This window comes from Ferruginibacter yonginensis (genome assembly GCF_042651465.1).
Classification (GTDB): domain Bacteria; phylum Bacteroidota; class Bacteroidia; order Chitinophagales; family Chitinophagaceae; genus Ferruginibacter; species Ferruginibacter yonginensis.
On record NZ_JBHSCZ010000002.1, the window covers coordinates 593,433 to 616,336 of the forward strand.

Annotated in this window: 17 protein-coding genes and 1 tRNA gene; 12 read left to right on the forward strand and 6 right to left on the reverse strand. The window is 33.2% G+C overall.

What is annotated here, in order from left to right; translation table 11 throughout:
- Positions 1–68 precede the first annotated feature (68 nt).
- From infB to ACFOWM_RS09820, 6 genes are all read left to right on the forward strand, one after another.
- Positions 69–3,110, forward strand: a complete 3,042-nt coding sequence (gene infB / locus ACFOWM_RS09795; protein WP_379709371.1) for a translation initiation factor IF-2 — start codon at positions 69–71, stop codon at positions 3,108–3,110.
- Positions 3,111–3,256: 146 nt separating this feature from the next.
- Positions 3,257–4,624, forward strand: a complete 1,368-nt coding sequence (locus tag ACFOWM_RS09800) for a peptidylprolyl isomerase (protein ID WP_379709374.1) — start codon at positions 3,257–3,259, stop codon at positions 4,622–4,624.
- A gap of 69 nt (positions 4,625–4,693) precedes the next feature.
- Positions 4,694–5,077, forward strand: coding sequence for a nuclear transport factor 2 family protein (locus tag ACFOWM_RS09805; protein WP_379709377.1), 384 nt, complete (start codon positions 4,694–4,696; stop codon positions 5,075–5,077).
- 47 nt (positions 5,078–5,124) lie between these two features.
- Positions 5,125–6,318, forward strand: a complete 1,194-nt coding sequence (gene hflX / locus ACFOWM_RS09810) for a GTPase HflX (RefSeq protein ID WP_379709380.1) — start codon at positions 5,125–5,127, stop codon at positions 6,316–6,318.
- 9 nt (positions 6,319–6,327) lie between these two features.
- Entirely contained in the window at positions 6,328–6,684 is a 357-nt protein-coding gene (locus ACFOWM_RS09815) for a Rieske (2Fe-2S) protein (protein WP_379709383.1), read from the forward strand.
- Positions 6,685–6,758: 74 nt separating this feature from the next.
- Positions 6,759–6,832, forward strand: a tRNA-Asn gene (locus tag ACFOWM_RS09820).
- Positions 6,833–6,877: 45 nt separating this feature from the next.
- On the opposite strand, the gene ACFOWM_RS09825 is transcribed toward ACFOWM_RS09820, so the two are convergent.
- Positions 6,878–7,291 (reverse strand): SRPBCC domain-containing protein, encoded by a 414-nt coding sequence (locus tag ACFOWM_RS09825; RefSeq protein WP_379709386.1) that lies wholly within the window; start codon positions 7,289–7,291, stop codon positions 6,878–6,880.
- 229 nt (positions 7,292–7,520) lie between these two features.
- On the opposite strand from ACFOWM_RS09825, the gene ACFOWM_RS09830 reads away from it, so the two are divergent.
- From ACFOWM_RS09830 to ACFOWM_RS09855, 6 genes are all read left to right on the forward strand, one after another.
- The gene (locus ACFOWM_RS09830; protein ID WP_379709389.1) at positions 7,521–8,516 is read left to right on the forward strand and encodes a fasciclin domain-containing protein; all 996 of its coding nucleotides are present in this window, start codon (positions 7,521–7,523) and stop codon (positions 8,514–8,516) included.
- 208 nt (positions 8,517–8,724) lie between these two features.
- Positions 8,725–9,696, forward strand: a complete 972-nt coding sequence (locus ACFOWM_RS09835; protein ID WP_379709392.1) for a sensor histidine kinase — start codon at positions 8,725–8,727, stop codon at positions 9,694–9,696.
- Positions 9,697–9,705: 9 nt separating this feature from the next.
- Complete coding sequence (locus ACFOWM_RS09840) at positions 9,706–10,467, forward strand: LytR/AlgR family response regulator transcription factor (protein ID WP_379709394.1); 762 nt, start codon at positions 9,706–9,708, stop codon at positions 10,465–10,467.
- A 129-nt stretch (positions 10,468–10,596) separates the two neighbouring features.
- Positions 10,597–11,664 (forward strand): NADH:flavin oxidoreductase/NADH oxidase, encoded by a 1,068-nt coding sequence (locus ACFOWM_RS09845; RefSeq protein WP_379709397.1) that lies wholly within the window; start codon positions 10,597–10,599, stop codon positions 11,662–11,664.
- A 127-nt stretch (positions 11,665–11,791) separates the two neighbouring features.
- Positions 11,792–12,934 carry a hypothetical protein gene (locus ACFOWM_RS09850; protein ID WP_379709400.1) on the forward strand — a complete coding sequence of 381 codons (1,143 nt, stop codon included), beginning with the start codon at positions 11,792–11,794 and terminating at the stop codon, positions 12,932–12,934.
- Positions 12,935–12,992: 58 nt separating this feature from the next.
- Positions 12,993–13,886, forward strand: a complete 894-nt coding sequence (locus tag ACFOWM_RS09855; protein ID WP_379709402.1) for a hypothetical protein — start codon at positions 12,993–12,995, stop codon at positions 13,884–13,886.
- Between the two features lie 10 nt (positions 13,887–13,896).
- Here ACFOWM_RS09855 and ACFOWM_RS09860 read toward each other — a convergent pair whose 3' ends face one another.
- From ACFOWM_RS09860 to ACFOWM_RS09880, 5 genes are read right to left on the reverse strand one after another with little or no spacing between them, the layout of a single operon-like run.
- Complete coding sequence (locus tag ACFOWM_RS09860) at positions 13,897–15,330, reverse strand: response regulator (RefSeq protein ID WP_379709405.1); 1,434 nt, start codon at positions 15,328–15,330, stop codon at positions 13,897–13,899.
- The gene (locus tag ACFOWM_RS09865) at positions 15,323–15,769 is read right to left on the reverse strand and encodes a response regulator (RefSeq protein ID WP_379709408.1); all 447 of its coding nucleotides are present in this window, start codon (positions 15,767–15,769) and stop codon (positions 15,323–15,325) included. The genes ACFOWM_RS09860 and ACFOWM_RS09865 overlap by 8 nt, the downstream gene beginning before the upstream one ends.
- Positions 15,770–15,775: 6 nt before the next feature.
- Entirely contained in the window at positions 15,776–17,938 is a 2,163-nt protein-coding gene (locus ACFOWM_RS09870) for an ATP-binding protein (RefSeq protein WP_379709410.1), read from the reverse strand.
- Positions 17,910–19,283: a sensor histidine kinase gene (locus ACFOWM_RS09875; RefSeq protein ID WP_379709412.1), complete on the reverse strand. Its 1,374-nt coding sequence runs from the start codon at positions 19,281–19,283 to the stop codon at positions 17,910–17,912. Before ACFOWM_RS09875 ends, ACFOWM_RS09870 begins: the two co-directional genes overlap by 29 nt.
- Complete coding sequence (locus ACFOWM_RS09880) at positions 19,280–22,657, reverse strand: PAS domain-containing protein (RefSeq protein ID WP_379709414.1); 3,378 nt, start codon at positions 22,655–22,657, stop codon at positions 19,280–19,282. The genes ACFOWM_RS09875 and ACFOWM_RS09880 overlap by 4 nt, the downstream gene beginning before the upstream one ends.
- Positions 22,658–22,904 lie beyond the last annotated feature (247 nt).

Below are 22,904 nucleotides of genomic sequence, written 5' to 3' on the forward strand. Positions count from 1 at the left end.
TATAGTGGCTTAATAAATAAAAAGAAAAATTTTGCTTTGTACAACCAACAAAGCAGCAAAAAGTAAGAATGTCAGAAGTAAATACACCGAGGCTGATGGCAGCCGCCAAAGAGTTTAATATAGGGGCTAGTACCTTAATAGACTTTCTTGTTTCAAAAAATTTGAGTGGTAGTGATGATTTAAAACCTACCTCAAAGCTCACAGAAGAAATGTACCGTGTGCTACAAGGAGAGTACCAACAAGATAAAACTGCTAAAGAAAAAGCAGACAAAGTAGAGTTGGTAAAATCAAATGCAGGCGATGCAAAAAAGAAAAAAGATGAACAAGATTTATCTTTTAAAAAGAAAGAAGAAAAACCAAAAGCGGCAGAACCTGTAGCACCTGCTGCCGCACCAGTTGAAGCACCTACTAAAGAAAAGGAAGCTCCTATAGTTGAAGCACCTATTCCTGTAGTTGAAGCACCTGTGGTAATACCAGTACCGGAAGTAATTGTGCCAGTAGTGCCAGTTGCTGAAGTGCCATTGCCAGAAGTTACAAAAGCTGCAGCAGAAGTGCCTGCAACGCCTAAAGAAACAATTGTAAAAATTGAAGCGCCAGAATTAGAAGGCCCTAAAATTTTAGACAAAATAGATTTAGACGCAATTGATTTTTCAACTCGTCCTAAAAAAGGCGCCGTTGCTAAAAAGAAAGAAACACCAAAAGAAGAAGTACCAGCAAAGCCAGCAGCACCCAAGGCAGCTGCGCCTACACCAACTGCACCTGTGGTTGAGCCACCAGTGGCTGCTCCTGCTGAAGTTGCACCTTCAACACCAGTAGAAGCAGTTGATAACACACCTGTAATTGAAAATATTCAAACAGCTCGATTAACTGGTCCTAAAATTTTAGGTAAAATAGAATTACCTGTTGATAATGATACCCGTCCGAAAAGAGACGATGCCAATAAAAGAAAACGCATCCCTATTCAAAAGAAGCCAGGTGTACCTGGTATTGATAATAGAGGCGGTAACCCTAATGCTCGTCCGGGTGATAATAGACCTGGTATGCAGCAAGGCGGCGGCGCTAGAGGTCCACAACAAGGTGGTGCAGCAGGCGGCAATCGTCCGCAGCAAGGCCAAGGCGGTGGAGCTAGAGGCCCACAACAAGGTGGAAACCGTTTCCAACGCCCAGGTAATAACAACAACACGGCACCTCGTAGGGAAGATAAAATCATCGATGCAAAAGAAATTCAAGAAAAACTTAAGCAAACACAAGCTAAATTGGCTGGTGCAGGTGGCAGAGGTAAAAGCTTAAAAGCAAAATATAGGAAAGAGAAAAGAGATCAGTTTAACGAAGCTCAAAGCAACCGTACTGATGAAAGCAATAAGCTACAAGTAACCGAGTTTATTTCGGTGAGTGAGCTTGCTGGCTTAATGGAAGTAAGTTTTGCGGATATTATTAGCAAATGTATGAACCTTGGTATCATGGTATCCATTAACCAACGTTTAGAGGCTGATGTAATTGAATTGGTAGCTAGTGAGTTTGATTATGAAGTTGAATTTATTGGGGTAGATGATGCTGCTGAATTAGAGGTTGATGAGGAAGAAGATGATCCAGCAAACTTAAAGCCACGTGCACCCATTGTTACCATTATGGGTCACGTAGATCATGGTAAAACATCATTACTCGATTATATTAGAAACACCAATGTAATTGCTGGTGAAGCCGGTGGTATTACACAGCATATTGGCGCATACGAGGTAACTTTACCAAGTGGTAGAGCCATTACATTCCTTGATACGCCTGGTCACGAAGCGTTTACAGCAATGCGTGCCCGTGGTGCTAAAGTAACAGATATTGCCGTAATTGTTGTTGCTGCTGATGATGCGGTGATGCCACAAACAAAAGAAGCTATTTCGCATGCGCAAGCAGCTAATGTACCAATGATATTTGCTATCAATAAAGTTGATAAAGATGGTGCAGACCCAGAAAGAATTAAGCAACAGTTGGCTAGTATGAACATATTAGTAGAAAGCTGGGGCGGTAAATACCAAAGTCAAGAAATTAGTGCCAAAAAAGGTATGAACATTGATTTGTTGTTAGAAAAAATATTGTTAGAAACAGATATTTTAGAACTAACCGCCAATGCTGAAAAACAAGCATCAGGTACTATTATTGAAGCTTCGTTAGATAAAGGTAGAGGTTACGTAGCCACCATCTTGGTACAAAATGGTACCCTGCGTCAAGGCGATATGATTGTATCGGGTCAGTTTTTTGGTAAAGTAAAAGCCATGTACAATGAGCGTAACCAGCGTATTGATATAGCGCCACCATCAACCCCAGTTTTAATATTAGGTTTAAATGGTGCACCACAAGCTGGTGAAACTTTCAAAGTATTTGCTGATGAAAGTGATGCAAGAGAAAACGCTTACAAACGTGGTCAAATTTTACGTGAACAAGGTATGAGGGCTAAAAAACATATTACTTTAGATGAAATTGGCCGTCGTTTAGCATTGGGTAACTTTAAAGAATTGAACGTTATTATTAAAGGTGATGTGGATGGTTCGGTTGAAGCATTAAGTGATTCATTACAAAAATTAAGTACTGAAGAAATTGTTGTGAAAGTAATTCACAAAGCAGTAGGTGCTATTACTGAAAACGATGTAAACTTAGCAGCAGGTTCCGATGCCATTATTATAGGCTTTAACGTACGCCCAAGTATGCAAGCGGCACGTTTGGCAGAAAATGAATCGATTGAAATTAAAATGTACTCAATCATTTACAACGCCATCGAAGAAATTAAGAGTGCAATGGAAGGTATGTTGGAACCTACAGTGGAAGAGAAAATTTTGGGTAACGTTGAAATTCGTGAAACATACAAGTTTGATAAAGCTACCGTTGCAGGATGTTTTGTGTTAGATGGTAAAATGGCACGTAACAACCGTATTCGTTTGGTGAGAGAAGGTATTGTAATTTACACCGGTGAATTAGGTAGTTTAAAACGTTATAGAGATGATGCTAAAGAGGTTTCATCAGGTATGGAGTGTGGTTTGGTAATTAGAAACTACAACGATATTAAAGTGGGCGACATTGTAGAAGCGTTTGAAGAAGTAGAAGTAAAACGTACATTATAATAAAATACAACAAAAATTGCGGCAGTTAACTGCTGCAATTTTTTGTTAAATGAAGTAGGGTTATTTAAGTATGATGCCCAAGGGTATTATCTTTGAAATAACTGTTTATATTCCTTGTGTAAGCAAGAGCACTTTAAAAATTATACATGAAAAAAATACTTTTTTTTCTTTCATTTTTGCTGTTAAATACCCTGTTGGTATTTGCACAACCTAATAAAGTAACGGCTGATAAAATTGTTGGTATTATCGGTAATAAAATTGTACTAAAAAGTGATATTACTGATCGCTTGTTAGATATGCAACGCCAAGGTGCTGAAATTCCTGAAAATGGACAATGCCTTGTTTTTCAAGATTTGATGGGTACCAAAACTTTGGTTTTACAAGCCGAAAAAGATTCATTGCCCGTAACTGATGAAGAGGTTGAAACTGATATTGATAATAGAATTAGAACCTACATCAACCAATTTGGTGGAAAAAATGAGTTGGAGAAAGTAGCAGGTAAAACTATTTACCAACTTAAAGAAGATATGAGGGATCCTATTAAGGACCAAAAATTAGCTGCAGCAATGCGTAATAAAATTGTTGATGCCGTTCGTATTACGCCAACAGAGGTACGCAACTATTTCGTTAAAATTCCTACTGATAGTTTACCCTATTACGAATCAGAAGTTGAAATTGGTCAACTTATTGTTTTTCCTAAAGCTAGTAGAGATGCGGAAGAGTATTGTAAGGAACAATTAAATGAATATAAAGCAGCCATAGAATCTGGTAAAAAAGATTTTAAACAAGCAGCTGCACAATATTCTGACGAACCTGGCGCTAAAGAACGTTTTGGCCAAATGGAAATTAATCGCAACCAAAAAGATATTGACCCAACGTTTTTATCAAAATGCTTTACTTTAAAAGAAGGTCAAATATCTAACCCTTTTAAAAGCAAGTTTGGCTATCATATTATTCAATTAGTGAGTAGAAATGGAGAAGATGTAGTGGTACGACATATCATCAAAATTCCCCAAGTAACAACTATCGAATTAAAAGAAGGTCTTGATAAACTTGATTCTGTAAGGGCTAAATTAATAGCAGGAACAATTGATTTTGGTACGGCCATTAATAAATATAGCGATGATGATAATAGTAAGTTTACAGCGGGTATGATGCAAGGCCCTGGAGGTACATTCTTAACAATTGATCAGCTTGATAAAGATATCATTCCTATTTTAAAAACCTTAAAGCCTGGTGCATATTCGCAACCACAAGCTTTTACGGATCCATCTGGTAAACAAGGTGTACGTATCATTTATTTAAAAACACAAACAGCGCCTCACAGAGAAAATTTGAGAGACGATTATAATAAAATTGCACAACGAGCACTCGAAGAAAAAAAAGAAAATGCCATAGAAGCTTGGTTTAATAAAAAACTAAGTTCTTATTACATTATGATTGACCCTGAGTTTAAAGATTGTGATGCACTAAAGCCTTGGGTTGATGTTGCTAACAAAAGGGCCGGTAAATAAATCATTACATATTATCATATTAAAATGCCAGCTATGTAGTTGGCATTTTTACATATACCCTTTTTTTTCATGAATATGCAAAAAGCCCTTTTAAAAATTACCGAATACATTACTGCTTATAATGAACATAATGTTGCAGGTATGATGGTGCTTTTAACCGATGATGTTCATTTTACACATATTGCAAATGGTGAAATTGTAATGAAACTAACTTCTAAAATTGCTTTTGAGCAACAAGCTTTAAAAGTGTTACCAATGTTTTCAAAAAGAACACAAACCATCGTTTCTTTTAAGTATAGTCCGCCTTCAACTACAGTTGATATTCACTTTAGTGCTACTGCGGCTATTGATTTAGATAATGGGATAAAAGCAGGCGAAATGATTGTTGCAAATGTAAAAAGTATATTTACCTTTAATGATAACTTAATTAATACTATAACTGATATTGCTTAGTTATAATTTGTGTTTGCAAATAACTTTTAAAATAAAACAAATATAATTTGATAGATAAAAAAAATGCCATTAAGGTAGATGAATGTGCTGTATTGGTAGGGCTTGTACAAAATGGCCAAACCGAAGTGCAAGTGAATGAGTACCTCGATGAGTTAGAATTTTTAGCAGAAACAGCTGGTGTAAAAACCTTGAGAAGGTATACACAAAAAATGAAACACCCCGATAGTAGAACCTTTGTGGGTAAAGGAAAGTTAGAAGAAATAAAAAACTACATTATTGCAAAGGGTAGTATCACCATTGTAATTTTTGATGATGAACTTACTGGCTCACAAATACAGAATATTGAAAAAGAAATTGGCGTTAAAACCATTGATAGAAGCGATTTAATCCTCGATATTTTTGCTAGCAGAGCTAAAACGGCACAAGCAAAAACCCAGGTAGAGTTGGCGCAGTACCAATATATTTTACCCCGTTTAAAAGGTATGTGGAAACACTTGGAGCGTCAAGGCGGTGGCGTTGGTACAAGGGGCCCGGGTGAAACAGAAATTGAAACTGATAGACGTATTGTAAAAGATAAAATTAGTCTTTTAAAAAAGCGTTTAGAAGATTATGATCGACAAGCTTTTACACAACGAAAAGAAAGAGGTGAATTTATTAGGGTAGCGTTGGTAGGTTATACCAATGTGGGAAAGAGCACTATTATGAATGGGTTAAGTAAGAGTGAAGTATTTGCAGAAAATAAATTATTTGCAACCCTTGATACCACTACCCGAAAAGTAGTATTTGAACAAACACCTTTTTTATTGAGTGATACAGTTGGTTTTATTAGAAAGTTACCACATCATTTAGTGGAAAGTTTTAAAAGTACTTTAGATGAAGTGAGAGAGGCAGATGTTTTGTTACATGTAGTTGATATTTCACATCCCCAATATGAGGAGCAATTAGCAGTGGTTAATAAAACCTTGGCAGAACTAAATTGTGCCGATAAACCCACTATTACCATTTTTAATAAAATGGATCAATTTGCGAAAATTACTTTTGATGAATGGCTTGAAGAAGAAATTAAACAAGATATTTTAAGAGAATTAAAAGAACGTTGGGAAGAAAGTACCAAAGGTAATTGTGTTTTTGTAGCTGCTATTGATAGACAAAATTTTGACGTTTTACGCCAAACCATATTAAATAAAGTGAGGGATATGTATCAAATACGTTACCCTTATAAGGCTGAGTTTTTTTACTAATAGTTATGTATGAGTAAGCAATATGAATGGTTTAAAATTGCAGAAAGTTTAGAGGCGCTAACCTTCAACATTCAACACTTAGCCGAAGTGCAAGTAAACGGAAAACATGTATGTATAGCGTTGCACCAAAACAACGTTTTTGCTTGCGCAGCCAAATGCCCACATGCAAGTGGTAAAATGAGCGAAGGCTATATTGATGCGCTGGGTAATATAGTTTGTCCATTACACAGGTATAAATTTGCGTTATCTACAGGTAGAAATGTAAGTGGCGAAGGATATTTTTTAAAAAATTACGCAGTGGAAGTGAGGCCAAATGGGGTTTTTATAGGTTTTGAAAAAAATAGTATGTTTAATTGGTTAAAATAATTGCGATAATATTTTTTTTTGTAATGAAAATCTTTATTTTTGCATCCCACTCGTGAAAATGGGTGGTAGGTTATTCCTCCTTAGCTCAGTTGGTTAGAGCATCTGACTGTTAATCAGAGGGTCGCTGGTTCAAGTCCAGCAGGGGGAGCAAAAAGGCAAACTTTTAAAGTTTGCCTTTTTTTATTAGTTCATTTTACAAACCCTCAGCATATTTTTTAAAATTATCAAGTATAGCCTGCCACCCTGCTTGTTGTAATTCTTTTGAATTTTGGGTTTCAGGTTCAAATGATTCTTTAAGTAGCGTTCCTTTTTCTAGTGCTGTAAAATGTACCGTCATTTTTCGATTATCGCCTAAGGTAATTTCTAGTAATTTTTCTTTTTGTACATCGTTATAAGTCCCCCAAAAATCAAAGCTCATACTACCATCTTTAGCTGCCATGGTGTAGTGAAATGTACCCCCAACTTTTAAATCATTGGTAGCAGCAGGGCAATGCCAATCATCACTTGCAGCATTCCACATTGTTACATGTTGAGGTTGGGTAAAATATTCCCAAACTTTATCTATAGGCTTTAAAACGGTTGTGGTAACTGTAATATTTTCAATCATCGTTTTTTATAAAATTATAGTGTTTTTAATAGCGCAATAGTAACATTTTAAAGTAAAAAATATTCACAACTATCATTTTTTATGAAAAATTAAAAGTGGTTGCAGCTACTTCAATAAACAATTCAGCAGTAAAATGGCGCTGTTCACTCCTTAAATACTGCAGTTGGGCTTACTTATAATTTTTCTTTAAAGTGTATTATCCATTTTTACATTACTAAAAATTATATATATGAAAATCATTCAATCATTTAAAAGTTTGTTTTTTGTAACAGCTTTAGGAAGTCTGTTAGTAATGTCATCTTGCAATAAAGATGATGATCCAATTGTAGCACCACCAACGCCAACTGTTGTAGGGGTAGCACAATCAGATACTACTTTTTCAATTTTAGTTGCGGCAGTTGTAAAAGCTAATTTAGCTACAACATTATCTGATGTATCAAAAAGCTATACCGTATTTGCACCAACCAATAATGCATTTAGAGCAGCAGGTTATACGGAGGCTAGCATTAATGCGTTATCAGCAGCAGATGTAACCAATGTGCTCACACCATTGCTTTTATACCATGTGTTGGGTAGTAAAGTATTGGCAGCATCTGTACCAACTAGTGATACGGTGAAAACGCTGAACACCAAAAATTTATATGCTTCAAAAGGAGCAAATGGCGTTTTTGTAAATGGTATTAAAGTAGTTACTGCCGATATTAATGCATCTAACGGTGTGGTGCATGTAATTGATAAAGTATTGGTTCCTCCAACACAATCAATAGCGCAGGTGGTAATTGCTAATGCAAGTGCTCCAACTCCTGAGTTTTCATTATTACTTGCAGCAGTTAGCAGGGCAGGTTTGGCAGGTGTATTATCAGGGCCAGGCAAGTTCACTGTTTTTGCACCAACCAATGCTGCTTTTAGTGCTTTGGGTGCACCTTACAATAATGCAAGTACTATTGCTACTGCAGATTCAGCTACAGTAAGAAGAATTATTCTTTCTCACGTTTTGCCAACAAATGCTTTTGCAAGTGACCTCGTAATTAATGGTACGTTGAATACGGCTAACCCACTTGCTGTTATAAGTCCGCAGCAAACACTTACAGTTACTGGGGCCACTGCATTAAAAATTACTGGTTCAACAGCAACACCATCAAATATCATCACAACACCAGCACCATTATTTAATATTGTTACAACAAATGGTGTTATTCATGTAATTGACAAGGTGTTGTTATAAGTTATAATGATTCCTATGTTAGTAAGCATCAACCTTATAAATTCATTTTATATTGTTGGTGCTTATTTTATTTAGCATTTGTTTCAATATGTCAATTGTATTACATGTTTTGCTATCGGTTTAATATTATCTTATTTTATTAAGTTGCAATATGTTTAACCATAAGTACCGTTATTATTTTATATTTTTTCTTTCGTTTTACACTTACTTGAGTACTTTACTTTGTGAAGTATATAAGTATTTTAATATACCTATTGAGTGGTATTATGCAGCAGGTACCATAACCGCCATTACCTTATTAATATGGGAAGTAAATAGAAAAATAGAACCCTATTTTTTTAATAAAACAGATGACTCTAAAAATAAGATAAAAACACTTTGTTCATTTTTTGTTGTAAGTGGTGTTGCTACCATTATCGTTTGTTGCAGCATTGTATTTTTTGTGAGTATGGTTTTGCATAATAATACTATTGAAAAAACATTTGTACCACTTAAACTTAATTTAATTTATGCGCTTTTGGTGAATCTATTATTTCATTTAGTAAATGCTGTTTTCTTTTATTTTAAAGAGTATCGTTCAAAAATGTTGGAGGCGGAGCAACTAAAAAGTAAAACAGCCATTGCAGAATTACAATTGGTAAAAAGCCAAATTAACCCCCATTTTTTATTCAATAATTTAAATGTGCTCTCATCATTAGTTATGCAAAATAATGCTGATGCTAACAAGTTTATTGAAGCATTTTCGCAAGTATATCGCTATATTTTAAATAATCAGTATAAAGAGTTGGTTACTGTAAAAGATGAACTTGAATTTATTAAGCCCTATATATATTTATTAGAAAAGCGATTTACAAATGGTTTAAAATTTACAATTGATATTGCTCCCGAACATACAAATAAATTTATTGTGCCTGCTTCACTTCAAATGGTAATTGAAAATGCTATAAAGCACAATATTGCTACTCGGTTAAAACCGCTTCAAATACAATTACAAACAAATATTAATGAAGAACTCATTGTAACAAATAATTTACAATTACGTGAAGTGGTTGAAAACTCTACATCAATTGGTCTACATAATATTGTAAAGCGATATGAACTCTTTGGAAAGAAAGAAGTTGTTGTGCAAAAAACAAGTAATCATTTTATTGTAACACTTCCATTACTAAACGTTCATTAATAAAGCTGTATGAATATTTTAATTATTGAAGATGAACAATTAGCTATTGAAAGACTCACGTTACTTTTAAAAACTTATGATGAAAAAATTAACGTTTTGGGTGCAGTTGAGTCAGTAGAAGAAGCAGTAGAATGGCTATCTACCAAAACACATCCTGATCTTTTATTTGTTGATATTCATTTGGCAGATGGGCATAGTTTTGAAATTTTTAAAAGAGTTATAGTTAAAAAACCTATTATTTTTACCACAGCGTATGATCAGTATGCACTGGATGCCTTTCAACTATACAGTATTGATTATATTTTAAAACCAATAACAGCAGCATCATTAGCCAACGCAATAAATAAGTATAAAGTAATGGTGGCGAATACAGCACAGCCTAATTATAAGGTGTTGTTGAATGAGCTGAAGGAAAATATTGCTACTAAATATAAAAATAGATTCTTTGCTAAAATCGGTCAAAAGCTTTTCTTCATAGCCGTTCATGAAATAGCTTATTTTATTGCTGATAATAAAATTGTACACTTAGTAAGTACAGATGGAAAAAAGTATATCGTAAATGTGACCATGGAAAAGCTAGAAAAACTGGTTGATCCATCACTTTTTTTTAGGGCCAATAGAAAGTTTATGGTACATATTGATGCTATTGAGCAAGTACGGCCTTACGATAATAATCGGTTGTTGGTGCTTATAAAAAATATCGCAATTGCAGAAGATATTATTATAAGTAGAGAAAAAGTGGCAGCATTTAAGTTATGGGCAGATAGTTAAGTTAACTACTGTTGTGGCGTATTTTAATGTGAATTGCCCTTGTACAATTTTGATTTTTTGTTATATGTTTTAATCAAAGCAATGCTGCGATTTTAATGTTGTAACTTTGATTTTTATTATTTCATATTTATGAGTTTACTATTATCATCTTTTAACATCAAAAGTATTCACTTTAAAAACAGGTTGGTTATTTCGCCGATGTGCCAGTACACTGCTACTGAAGGTTTTGCTAATGATTGGCATTTGGTGCATTTGGGAAGCCGTGCAGTTGGTGGCGCAGGCTTAATTATACAAGAAGCCACAGCCGTATCGCCTGAAGGCAGAATTACTATTGGGGATGTAGGTTTGTATAATGATGAGCAAATTGAACCATTACAAAAAATTACTGCTTTCATAAAGGCGCAGGGGGCGGTGCCAGGTATACAATTGGCACATGCTGGCCGTAAAGCTAGTTGTGATGTGCCATGGAAAAAAGGTAAACAAATAGCCCCATCAGATGCTGGTGGTTGGCATACGGTAGCACCATCTGCCATACCATTTTATGATACTGATGTGGCACCCCATGCATTGGATGAAGCAGGCATCTTAAAAGTGATCAACGATTTTAAAAATGCCGCTGCAAGGGCTTTAATAGCCGGATACCAAGTGCTTGAAATACATGCGGCACATGGTTATTTGCTACATCAGTTTTTATCGCCATTGAGTAATAAACGCACCGATGCTTACGGTGGTAACTTTGAAAATAATAGTAGGTTGTTACTTCAAGTTGTAAAGGCAATACAAACCGTTTGGCCCAATGATTTACCCTTGTTTGTACGCATTTCTGCAACAGATTGGGCTGATGGTGGTTGGGATGAAGCATCATCTATTGCATTAGCCACAATTTTAAAAAATGAAGGTATTGATGTAATTGATTGCTCAAGTGGAGGTTTAGTGCCTCATGTAAAAATACCTGTAGGCGCTGGTTATCAAGTACCATTTGCTGCTCATATTAAAAAGCAAGTAGGCATTGCAACGGGTGCTGTTGGTATGATCACCACTGCACAACAGGCTGAGGCAATATTGCAGGCAGGTGAAGCCGATTTAATTTTTATTGCAAGAACAGCACTCAGCAACCCCTATTTTGGCTTACATGCTGCAAAAGAACTAGGAGACAATATTTTATGGCCTAACCAATACGATAGGGCGTTTAAATAACCTTGTTGTTACCAAATTTTGAGTTATTCACTTTTTAATAAAAGTTATACTCATACTCGTTTTTAGGGGTTATATGTGTTTTTTTTACTATAAATAAATGTAGTTTTACGCATCAAAACTACTGGGTATGTTGTGCAATTCTTTTAAACGCTTTTTTATATTACAATTCACATTTGTATTATTCGTATTACAGTTGCATGCACAAACGAATGTTGGCATTAAAAATTACGAACCTAGTGTTTACGCTGGTATTGAGGTGGGCTCAAAAGGTGTAAAACTCAGTATTATTGAAATGGGTAAAAATGCTACTAGTAATGGCTCGTTTAAGAGTGTTAAAGATACTTCTATCAACAGCGATTTTATTTCATTTACGCCTGCTAGTTTTACGGCAACGGTTGATGGCTTAACGGCACTTTATAACATGGCAGTAAATACTTACAATATTCCAACTAATAAAATTTATACTGTTGTAAGTAGTGGTGTTAAAGGGCAAGCAGCAAAAGAAAATAACCTAGCGGCCATTACAAAGTTATCAGATTCGTTTAGGGCAAAAATTAATGAACCCAATAGAGTGGTTGATGTGATAGATATTAAAGACGAAGCTATTTTATCGCATATTGGTATTGTACCCGAAAGCAGGCGCTACAGTACTTTTTTAATTGATATTGGTAGTGGTAATACCAAAGGTGGTTATTTTAGAAATGGCAACACCAACGAAATGAAATTGTTTACCCTAAACTGGGGTACAAAAACTGTGGCCAATGCCACTGAAAAGCGTTTAGAAGATGATAAATCAATACCAAATTATAAAAAACAATTAATGAGGGTATTGGCAGGCGAACCCAATAATGAAATTATATATGCAGTAAACGAAAGCGATGCATATAATATGAACGATTATTTCGCATTTAGCGGCGGTATTGCTTGGAGTGTTGCTACTTTAATGTACCCTGAGTTAATTGATAATAGTGTAGTGCCTGTTACCTACAACGATTTGGTGAAATTTAATGAAACCTTAAGTACAAATTTCAACTCATTATCAGCAGAAAATTTGTTGAAAAATACACCTACAAAAAATTTGATGCGTATTGCTGAAGTTGAGAGGGTACATAAAGTGTTCGACCAAAAATCGCTGATGGCTGGTGCTGCGTTATTGCAAAATATTATTAGGCAGTTTGAAGGAACAATGGAAAAAAAGCAATTTTTTCTTGTAAAAAATGGGCAGGTAGGTTGGATTTCGGCCTATGTAAATAAATCAGTGCATCCATAATAAGTCAATATATCCTTAAAGAAAAATCGTACAATTCAATATCGCATTTTTACAAATTATGCGACAAAAAAAATACGATCAGTTACTGAACATTTCTATTGTAATATTAGTAATATCAAGCATTATGCTTGGTATAACGGTTTACAAGTTATTTTTTAATGGTAGTACTGCAACCATTGCAGCTGCTACAAAAACATTATCGAGCCCATATTTTGCAGTAAAAAGAGATTCGTTGCGTAACATATATACGCAAACCGTAAATGATTTTGAAAATAAATTTAAACCAACTGCAGTGAATGCTACGGGTGATGTGGCAACGGCGGCTCAATTATCAAAAATTGCATTATTAAAAACAGAAATAAAATCGTTATTAAATAATTACAATAGCGAAGCAGATTTGGTTTTAGCAAATGAAAAAATTACAGCACTACAAAAACAGGTTGAGTTGCTAACCAATAATTACACCTCAGTTGCTACTGAAAATAAAAGACTACAATTGTTACTGGAGCAATTACTTAGTAGAAAAGTTGATAATAAAAATACAAACGCAACAACTGTAATGGCTAACCAAACAAACGGGTTAAATTTTAATAATATTCATTTGTTTGCTATCAACAAAAATGAAACACCTGTTACCAATGTTACAAACGACCCTATAAAATGGGTGGGAACCTTTAGTGTAAATAATGTAACTACCAATGGTGCAGAAGTTTGTTTGGTTTTATTACAACCCACTGGTGAAGTAGTAAAAAATGATGTTTGGGATGCAGGTGTTTTTGAAACCAATGAAGGTAAAAAAGTATATTCTAAAAAAATTATGTTACCTATTACTAATGAGCAGCAACAAATAAATTTTGCTATTAATATGGATAATTTTTTGAAAGGTACCTATACGCTACAAGTTTGGTTAAATGGTAAAATGGTTGCTAAAACATCGCAATCATTATCATAAGCGCATTTTATTACACTTGTTCAATACTATCTTTTATTTGAATAGGTATAGTTACATTTAGTTTGCAACCTTTACCCTTTGCTGAATATAAATTAAAATTACCTCCAAACAACTCAGCCCTTCTACGCATATTTGCAAAACCTATACCTGAGTTAGCTTTGCTAATTTCAAAACCTACACCATCATCAATTATCTGTAATACAATATTATGATGGTTAACTTGTAAGTTTACTTGAACGGATTTACAATTAGCATACTTAATGATATTGTTTAAATGCTCTTGTAAAATGCGGTATAAATTAATGTGAATATCTTTATTTACTTGATAGTCGTTTAGTTGCTTATCAAACTTAAATACAATAAAATATTTTCCTTCAATATCAAAATTGTTAAGCAGTTTTCTAAAACTATCTTCAATATTAATATCTTCATTTATAGCAGGCGATAACCGATGCGATAAGTTTCTAATTTCTTGTAACGATTCACTTATGTACTCTTTACATTGTTCATAATATTTTTCTGAGTGTGCATCAATGGCATTTTTAAGCATACCTAAACTCATTTGGCTTGCCACTAATAATTGACAAATATTATCGTGCAGTTCACCACCAATTTCATTACGTTCATCTTCTTGTGTTTTAATAATAGCTTTTGTCATTTTGTTTTCGTACAAAATCTTTTCAGTAACATCAATAGCTATCGTAAGCCTATACTCATTGTTGTTAATGATTATGGCACTGCTGTAAACTTCTACATCAATAATTTCTTTATTTTTTTTGAGATGTTTTATTTTATCATTAAATACTTTATCATTATTTATTACTTGGTTACTTAATGGTTGATTTGGTTTAAAGTTTTCAGTCGCTGGTCTTAAATCAAGAATGGTCATCTTCAAAAATTCATTGAAAGTATAACCATATAAATCAATGGCAGCCTTGTTAACTTGTATGAATTTTAAAGTTTCAATATCGTATAACCACATTGGTTGCGGACTTAATTGAAACAAATTACTGAATCGTTTTTCTGATTCTGCAATTTGAATATTTGCTTTTCTTCTCTCGATGCTATAAACAATACTTTTATAGAGGGCACTGGCGTTAATTTCATCTTTTAGTAAATAATCTGCTGCACCTAGTGATAGTGATTTTATACTAAATTCAATATCAGTATAACCAGTAAGTACAATAATGGGGCAGCCCCAATTAAGGGTATTCATTTCAGTTATCAGTTCTTCGCCGCTCTTATCTGGTAACGATAAATCTAAAAGTATAACATCAAATTTTTGCTGTGCAGTTTGGTTGAGCAATTTTGTTGATGCAAAACTTTTTGTATGGGTGATGGAAGGGCTTTCTATTCTATCATAAATAAACTCTTCAATTAAAATAAAGTCACCTAAATTATCTTCAATAATTAAGATATTATATGTGTTGTTATCCTTAATCATTCGTTGTGTTTTTGGTTTTGGGTAAATGAACAATTGATATCCAAAAATTTTCGATTTTTGAAATCACATCCATAAACATATCTATTTCAACAGGTTTGGTTATGTAGCAGTTTACATAATTTTTATATGCTTTTAAAACATCATTTTCTGATGATGATGTAGTGAGCATTACAACAGGTAGTTGTTTTAAATCATCGTTTGTTTTTATAAACTGTAAAACTTCATGTCCATTTTTTTTGGGTAGGTTAACATCCAACAACATTAAATCAGGTAAAGAGGCGTTTGTATAATTTCCTTGCTTTGTTAAAAAATCAATCGCTTCTTTTCCATCTTTCACAATGCTCAGTTGATTCATGATTTTAGCAGATTCAAATGCTTCTGTTGTTAATACTATATCGCCTTCGTTGTCTTCAACAAGCAGAATATGTATTGGCTTCATATGAGTTTATTTTGGTATGGTAAAATAAAATGTACTTCCTTCGTTGATTGTGGATTCAACCCAAAGTTGCCCTCCTTGTTGTGTAATTATTTTTTTACATGTTGCTAAACCTAAACCATTGCCGGTATATGTTTCGTTGGTATGTAACCTATTAAATACATTAAAAATACTTTCATGGTATTCAGGTTCAATACCAATACCATTGTCTTTAAATGCAAATAGCCAATCATCATTATTAGGTATTGCACTAATTTCAATTAGTGGTTGGTTATGTTGTAACTGATATTTTAAAGCATTGAGTAATAGGTTTTGAAAAACTAGTTTTAAGCCTGTTGCAACACTATTAACTGTAGGTAAAGTACCAACAATAATGGTGGCATTTTTTTCAGCAATTACATTATGTTGAAGCTTTAAAACATCGGCTAAAATTTCTTGCGTTTTTACAGAAGTTTTTTCTCCGTATGCGGCAGCTGTTTTGGTATATATGAGTAATTCGTTAATAAGGGTGGTCATGCGGAGTGCACTATCAACGGCAAAGTTGATGTATTTATTTCCTTTTTCATCAAGTACACTTCCATAATTTTTTTGTAGCAATTGCATAAAATTACTGATCATACGAAGTGGTTCTTTCAGGTCGTGTGATGCAACTGATGCAAATTGTTCAAGTTCAGCATTTTTGTGTGTTAATGCTTTTCTTATTTGTACGAACTCCTCTATAAGCCTACCTTCTGGTATTACAGCAATTACGTTGTTATTTTCATCGAACAAGGGTTTCATATTGAACAATATTGTTTGTGGATTTTTATTTGCATCCCAAACGGCTACTTCATACTCTACCCATTGTCCTAACAATACTTTATCAAAGTTTGCTTTTAGTTGCGTTTTTGTGGCTTCATTTATTTGCCACCAATAACAATCCCAAAAATGTTTTCCAATTACGTCTTTTGGTTGTAAGCCAGCAAAAGCCAAGGCTGTTTCATTGGCTTCTAACAAAATACCATCTGTATTTAAAAAACCTATAAACTGAAATACGGAATTAAATATGCCTCTAAATTTTTGTTCACTGGTTTGTAAAGCAAGTGCTTGTTTTTTTTGTTCATCAATATGTTGAAAAGTACCATATAATTTTATGCATTTGTTATTTTTAAACACCGGTACTCCTTTTGAACGAACCCAAATTTCATCACCCTTTGCTGTGATAAGCTGTAGTTCTATCTCAAATGATTCGCCTTTTTCAATTGCATTGTTAATCGCATTTATTAATTGTAAACGGTTATTACCTTCTTTATAAAAATTAATTCCGCTTGCTAAATTGGGCGAATAACTTTGAGGTACGCCATGAATTTTTTTTGTAGTGGGTGACCAGTATATACTTTGTTTTGTAATATCATATTCCCATGCACCAATTTTGGCATCATTATTAGCATCTTCTAATAATTCAATTTTGGTATTGAGTGCTTCAATTTGTTGTTTAACAAATTCATATTGGTTTATTAAACATTCATACGCTACTTCGTAATTTTTGTGGGTGATAGCATCATCAAATTTATTGTACTGGTTTTCGAAATTTTGGAGTGTAGCAAAATGATCATCTTTATTTTTTTGATATGCAATTTCACTAACATCGTATAATTTTTTAAATAGTGTATTGGTGTTTTCAATTAATTTACCCTGCTTTTTTTTATTAATCATTATCACTACTTGGTTACGTAGTTTTTTCAAAGCTTCAACTTGTAATGAACTTAGTTGTTTGGGTTTATGATCCATTACACAAAAATTACCTAAAATAAAACCTTCATCATCCACAATAGGAACACTTGCATAAAAAGCTATGTAGGGGCTATCAACAACATAAGGGTGGTTGTAAAATCGCTCATCTTCTGTGGTATCATTAATGATAAAAAAATCGCTTTTTTCATATATGGCATATGTACAAAAGCTAAGCTCTCTGCTTGCTTGTACAATATCTGTGCCTTTGCTCCCTTTAAAATGTTGCGTATGTTCATCCATAAACGCAATAAAAGAAATAGGCGTATCACAGATGATAGAGGCTAAATCTGCCAAATCACTGAATATATTATTCGGCATTGCATTAATAATGTCATACTTATGTAATGCGGCCACTCTTAAATGATCGTTACTATGTATGGGTGCCTTTTTCATTTTCATGATAAACTGGTATTGTAAAATAAAATTCACTGCCATGGTTTTCAATAGAATGTACCCCAACAGTACCTCCCATTTGTTCAATTATCTTTTTTGTAATAGCCAAACCGAGTCCAGTGCCTTTATAATTATTTGTTTGATGTAATCGTTGAAACAAATTAAAAATTTGCTCGTGGTAAGCTGGTGCTATACCTATTCCATTATCGCAAATACTAAATTGATAATAGTTATTCGATTGTGTAAAGTTGATTTCTATAATTGCATGATGGTTTGTTTTTGTATATTTTAATGCGTTACTTATTATATTTTGAAATACTTGCTTTATACCTGCTTTTGATACATAAATTGTTGGCAATTGTTCATAAATGAATACAGCTTTTTTTTCATTGATTATTTTACTGTAAAGAAATTTTATTTCAGTGATAATTTCATTTATGTCAACTTTTGATATTTCATTTTCTTTTCTTCCTGCTCTGGAGTATTCTAATAAATCCATAATCATTTGCTGCATTCTTTTAGCACCATCGGTAGCAAAAAATATGTATTGCTTGCCTTTGTCGTCAATAATATTGTAATACTTTTTTTCAATGAGTTGTAAAAAACTAGCAATCATTCTCAATGGCTCTTGCAAATCATGCGATGCAACGTATGCGAATTGCTCAAGTTCAGTGTTTTTTTGTTCAACCAATGAAACTGTTTGTTGCAGCAATTGTTGTTGCGTTTTAAATTTTTCTTGAAGTGCCCGTTCTTTATCAATGGTATTTTGTAGCCCAATAAAAATTTTGGGTATTAATGCGGTGGCTAAAAAACTTAGAAATATTAAATTAGATGATACTGCTATCCATGCTGATAATGAATTATGTTCATATATAAGCCATGGTAATAAATTTAACCACTTAGCTATACCGAAACCAATACAAAATAATGCATTGATGATAGCTGGGTAATAAGTAAATGTATTTGAAAAAACCAAAATAAAGAAAATGCATGCGGCAAATAAAAAAAGCAATCCTGGTCCTACGAGGCCAAGGTAATAAATAAAGAATCCGCTTAGGGTATATGTACAAATAGCAAAAATTATTTTTCTAATTTCTACATGTAAATTTCTTACAAAGCCAATCATTAATATCGCTAAAACAATTATTACATCTATTACAACTAATACTGGCTTATGTACAATAATGGAATAATATAAGCCAGGTATTAAGGCAATTAAGCATAATGGCAATAAATAAATAATGATATTGGCAAATAAATTATTGCGCCAATAACTAATATCTTGCACCTGAACATCAGTTGCACTGCAATTCATTTTAATGGTGTTGGTATATGTACGCCAAATACTCAATGGTTGCTTTTTAATATGGTGAAATAAAATGTGCTTCCTTTATTTTCTGACGATGTTACCCATATTTTTCCCCCTAAACTTTCAACAATTTTTTTGGTAATGGCCAAACCTATACCGGTGCCCTTGTATGTATCTTTTGGATGTAGGCGTTGAAATATCACAAAAATTTTATCGAAATAATCAGGTGCAATGCCAATGCCATTATCTTTTATTGCGAATTGCCAATAAGTATCTGTAGCGGTGTACGAAATATCTATTTTAGGAATATTGCTGGCCTGTTGATATTTTAAACTGTTGCTAATAATATTTTGAAATACTTGCCTTAAAGGACTTTTAAAGCCTGCAATGGAGGGTAATTTTTCGCTTGTAATGATGGCTTTTTTTTCTTTTATATTTTTTTGGTAAAGTGTTATTATATCTTTTACAATTTCGTTTAAGTCCACTTCTTCCAATTGTTCGTGCCTGCGACCCACCCTTGAATATTCTAATAAATCAAGAATAATTTGTCGCATTCTACTAGCACCATCAACAGCAAAATGCATGTATTGTTTGCCTCTATCATCAATTACATCGCTGTATTTTTTTTGCAGTTGTGTAATAAAACTTGTGATCATTCTTAACGGCTCTTGTAAATCATGCGATGCTACATAGGCAAATTGTTCTAATTCAAAGTTTGAGTTTGCTAAATCTTTACTATGTTTTTCTAAATTTTTATTGAGTTTGTGCAGTTCATCATCTGCTTTTTTTCTTTCAGTCATATCTTTAATATAGGCTGAAAGTCCTTCTGCTGAAGGGTATAAACTAACTTCTAACCAAATATTTAAAGGATGGTATAGCGTTTCAAACTGTTGTACAGTATGTAGTTCAACTGCCTTGTTGTAGTAAGTAGAAAATGTTTTATTGAACTTTAAAATTTTGTGCAATGATTGACCAATGGCTATTTCTTTTGAAATATCAAAAAGTGATGCAGCAACTTTGTTCCAATAGGTAATGCAGCCATATTTATCAACGGTAAAAAATGCATCACCAATACTTTCTAGTATCGTATTTTTTTCTTTGTAAACTTCAAGTAATTCAAGCTCTGCTTTTTTGCGATCATTAATATCTTGAAAACTACCATATACTTTTACACAAACACCGTCTTTAAATTCGGCTTCGCCAATGGTACGCACCCATTTGGTATTACCTTTAAAAGTGATGATTTGCAATTCTTCATCCCACGGAATACCGTTTTCCATAGCGGTTTTTACTTTAGCTATGATAGTATCTCTATCAATACCTTTTTTAAAATATTGAATACCGTTTGCTAAAGTTGGTTTATAGTTGCTTGGTGCTTCTCTAATTTCTTTGATAATATCTGACCAAAAAACGGTGCCCTTTTCAACATCAATTTCCCAACTACCAATTTTTGCTAGTTTATAAGCGTTGTTAAGTAAATTTTCAGTTTGTTTTTTTTCTGTGATGTCTTGTATGGTGCCTTCAAAAACTACCTCATTTTCGGTATTGATGTAACCAATTTCTTGTATCCATTTTATATTACCATTAGGCAGTACAAGGCGATAGATAATATTTATGTTTGATTGTTGTACTACAGCATTTTTTAAACTAGTTTCATATAGTTTTCTATCACTTATGTGAATATATTTTTTATAAATGTCAAAGGTGAGTATTGTTTGATGATGCTCAATTTCTAGTAGTTTGTAAATTTCATCAGACCAAAAAATGTTATTGATTGATGGTATCCATTTCCAATAAACGAGCTTAGCAATACTCGTTGCAATGCTCAATTTATTTTCGCTCAGTAATAAGTTTTTAAGTGTTGCTTCTTGTTCGGTAACATCTACAATATGGATGAGTGATACGGTTCGCCCTTTATAGGTTAATAAATGGCCTGTAATAGAAACATACATTAACGTACCATCTTTTTTTAAATGGCGCCAAATTCGTTTATGAATATTGCCGTATGTTTCAGTGTTTTTTATAGTGGCTAGTATTAAAGGAATATCTTCTGGTGGCCTAATTTCTTCAATTTTTAATTGTAAAAACTCTTCTCTGGTATAGCCGTACTTCATTAATGCCTCTTCGTTAGCCTCAATAATTTTATGGGTCTCAAAATCCCAAATTAGCATAGGTGAAGGGTTGTTTTCAAATAAGTATTTGTAACTTTTTTCAGATGCTTCTAATTGTTTTTTGGCTAGTGCAGCTTCTGTAATATTTGATATAGTGCCATACAGCCAGTTACTTTTTGTTTGTTCGTTAAATTGAAATTCAGCTAATAAATGAACAATTTTATGTGTTCCTTTTTTTGAAATGATATTTATTTCAGTATCGATTGTGATTTTGTTTTGTTCAGCGGCTTTTTTTGCTTTTAAAATTTTTAATGTTTCATTGGGGTGCACCAATGCTATGAAGTCGTTAAAATGCAATACGGTGTTTGGTGAAGGCTGCCAATCAAACATTCTAAAAACTTCATCACTCCAATAAATAATATCGTTTGTAATATCGTACTCCCAATTACCCATTTGTACAATACGTTGGGCATTTTTTAAAAGTTGGTTAGCCGATTCTATTTCTTTTTGCTGTTTTTTAGCATCGGTTATATCAATAAAAACACCAAATAGTTTTGTAGTAACGCCTTGTTCGTTTACTTCAACATCGCCAGATGATTTTATATATCGTATTTCGCCTGAAGGCCTAACTATTCTTTTTTCAATTTCGTAATGTTGGCAAGTAACGATGGCATTTTGATAAGCAGTAGTGGCGCTTTCAACATCATCAGGATGAATCAGTTTTGTAGTGTTTTCAAATGTACTTTCAAAGCCATTGGGTTCAAAACCACAAATTCTATAAAATTCATCTGACAAATAAATGTTGTTTGTAATAATATCGAATTCCCAACTGCCTATATGTGCTTGTTGTTCAAGTTTATTGATGTGAGCTTGATGCTTATCATTAAGGGTTTTCTCAAAATTATATTTTTCGGCATGTACGGTACTAAAGGCTTTGTGAAACGTTATCATTACATGTGTATCAACATCAGCATTATCAAGCTTAATTGGTGTAAATTCAAATTGTAAAGCGGTATTTTCTGTAAGCGAATTTTTATTAATTTTTAAAAACGGTGTTTGTATTTTTTTATGTAGATGAATGGCATTATTTACATACAATTCAAAGTTGAATGTTTCATCAAACTGAAATTCATTAAAAATAACTGATAGTGGTTGTGCAATAATTTTGGATGAACTCGTATTTAAAAAATTGCATACAGCCTCATTGCAATTGTTTACCATCATTGTATTGTTTTTTACAACAATTATAAACGTAGGTATAGGTAACAGCTCAAATACTTTTGTAAAGTAATGTTCGCTTGGCATTTTAAGGTTAAAAGTTTGATGTAGTAGTTAGTTTTATGCCATAGTTTAAACTTTTAAAAAATGATAAACATTCATTAAAAACTTATGACTTTGTAGCTTATTAAAAATAAATTTAATTTTTCATTATATTAAGCTACACCACCAAAATTTTAATATTTTTTGATAATAATTAGTAAAAAATACTACAATGGAGGCTGCTTTGTAGTATATATTCTACATAAAGGCATCAAAACAATTTTATGTAGCC

Excerpts from the sequence above, each read along its gene's own strand:
- ACFOWM_RS09800 (WP_379709374.1), top strand. The coding sequence starts at position 3,257 with ATGAAAAAAATACTTTTTTTTCTTTCATTTTTGCTGTTAAATACCCTG.
- ACFOWM_RS09880 (WP_379709414.1), bottom strand. The coding sequence starts at position 22,657 with ATGCCAAGCGAACATTACTTTACAAAAGTATTTGAGCTGTTACCTATA.
- ACFOWM_RS09815 (WP_379709383.1), top strand. The coding sequence starts at position 6,328 with ATGAGTAAGCAATATGAATGGTTTAAAATTGCAGAAAGTTTAGAGGCG.
- ACFOWM_RS09840 (WP_379709394.1), top strand. The coding sequence starts at position 9,706 with ATGAATATTTTAATTATTGAAGATGAACAATTAGCTATTGAAAGACTC.
- infB (WP_379709371.1), top strand. The coding sequence starts at position 69 with ATGTCAGAAGTAAATACACCGAGGCTGATGGCAGCCGCCAAAGAGTTT.
- ACFOWM_RS09805 (WP_379709377.1), top strand. The coding sequence starts at position 4,694 with ATGAATATGCAAAAAGCCCTTTTAAAAATTACCGAATACATTACTGCT.
- ACFOWM_RS09865 (WP_379709408.1), bottom strand. The coding sequence starts at position 15,769 with ATGAAGCCAATACATATTCTGCTTGTTGAAGACAACGAAGGCGATATA.
- ACFOWM_RS09855 (WP_379709402.1), top strand. The coding sequence starts at position 12,993 with ATGCGACAAAAAAAATACGATCAGTTACTGAACATTTCTATTGTAATA.
- ACFOWM_RS09825 (WP_379709386.1), bottom strand. The coding sequence starts at position 7,291 with ATGATTGAAAATATTACAGTTACCACAACCGTTTTAAAGCCTATAGAT.
- ACFOWM_RS09830 (WP_379709389.1), top strand. The coding sequence starts at position 7,521 with ATGAAAATCATTCAATCATTTAAAAGTTTGTTTTTTGTAACAGCTTTA.
- ACFOWM_RS09860 (WP_379709405.1), bottom strand. The coding sequence starts at position 15,330 with ATGATTAAGGATAACAACACATATAATATCTTAATTATTGAAGATAAT.
- ACFOWM_RS09845 (WP_379709397.1), top strand. The coding sequence starts at position 10,597 with ATGAGTTTACTATTATCATCTTTTAACATCAAAAGTATTCACTTTAAA.
- ACFOWM_RS09850 (WP_379709400.1), top strand. The coding sequence starts at position 11,792 with ATGTTGTGCAATTCTTTTAAACGCTTTTTTATATTACAATTCACATTT.
- ACFOWM_RS09870 (WP_379709410.1), bottom strand. The coding sequence starts at position 17,938 with ATGAAAATGAAAAAGGCACCCATACATAGTAACGATCATTTAAGAGTG.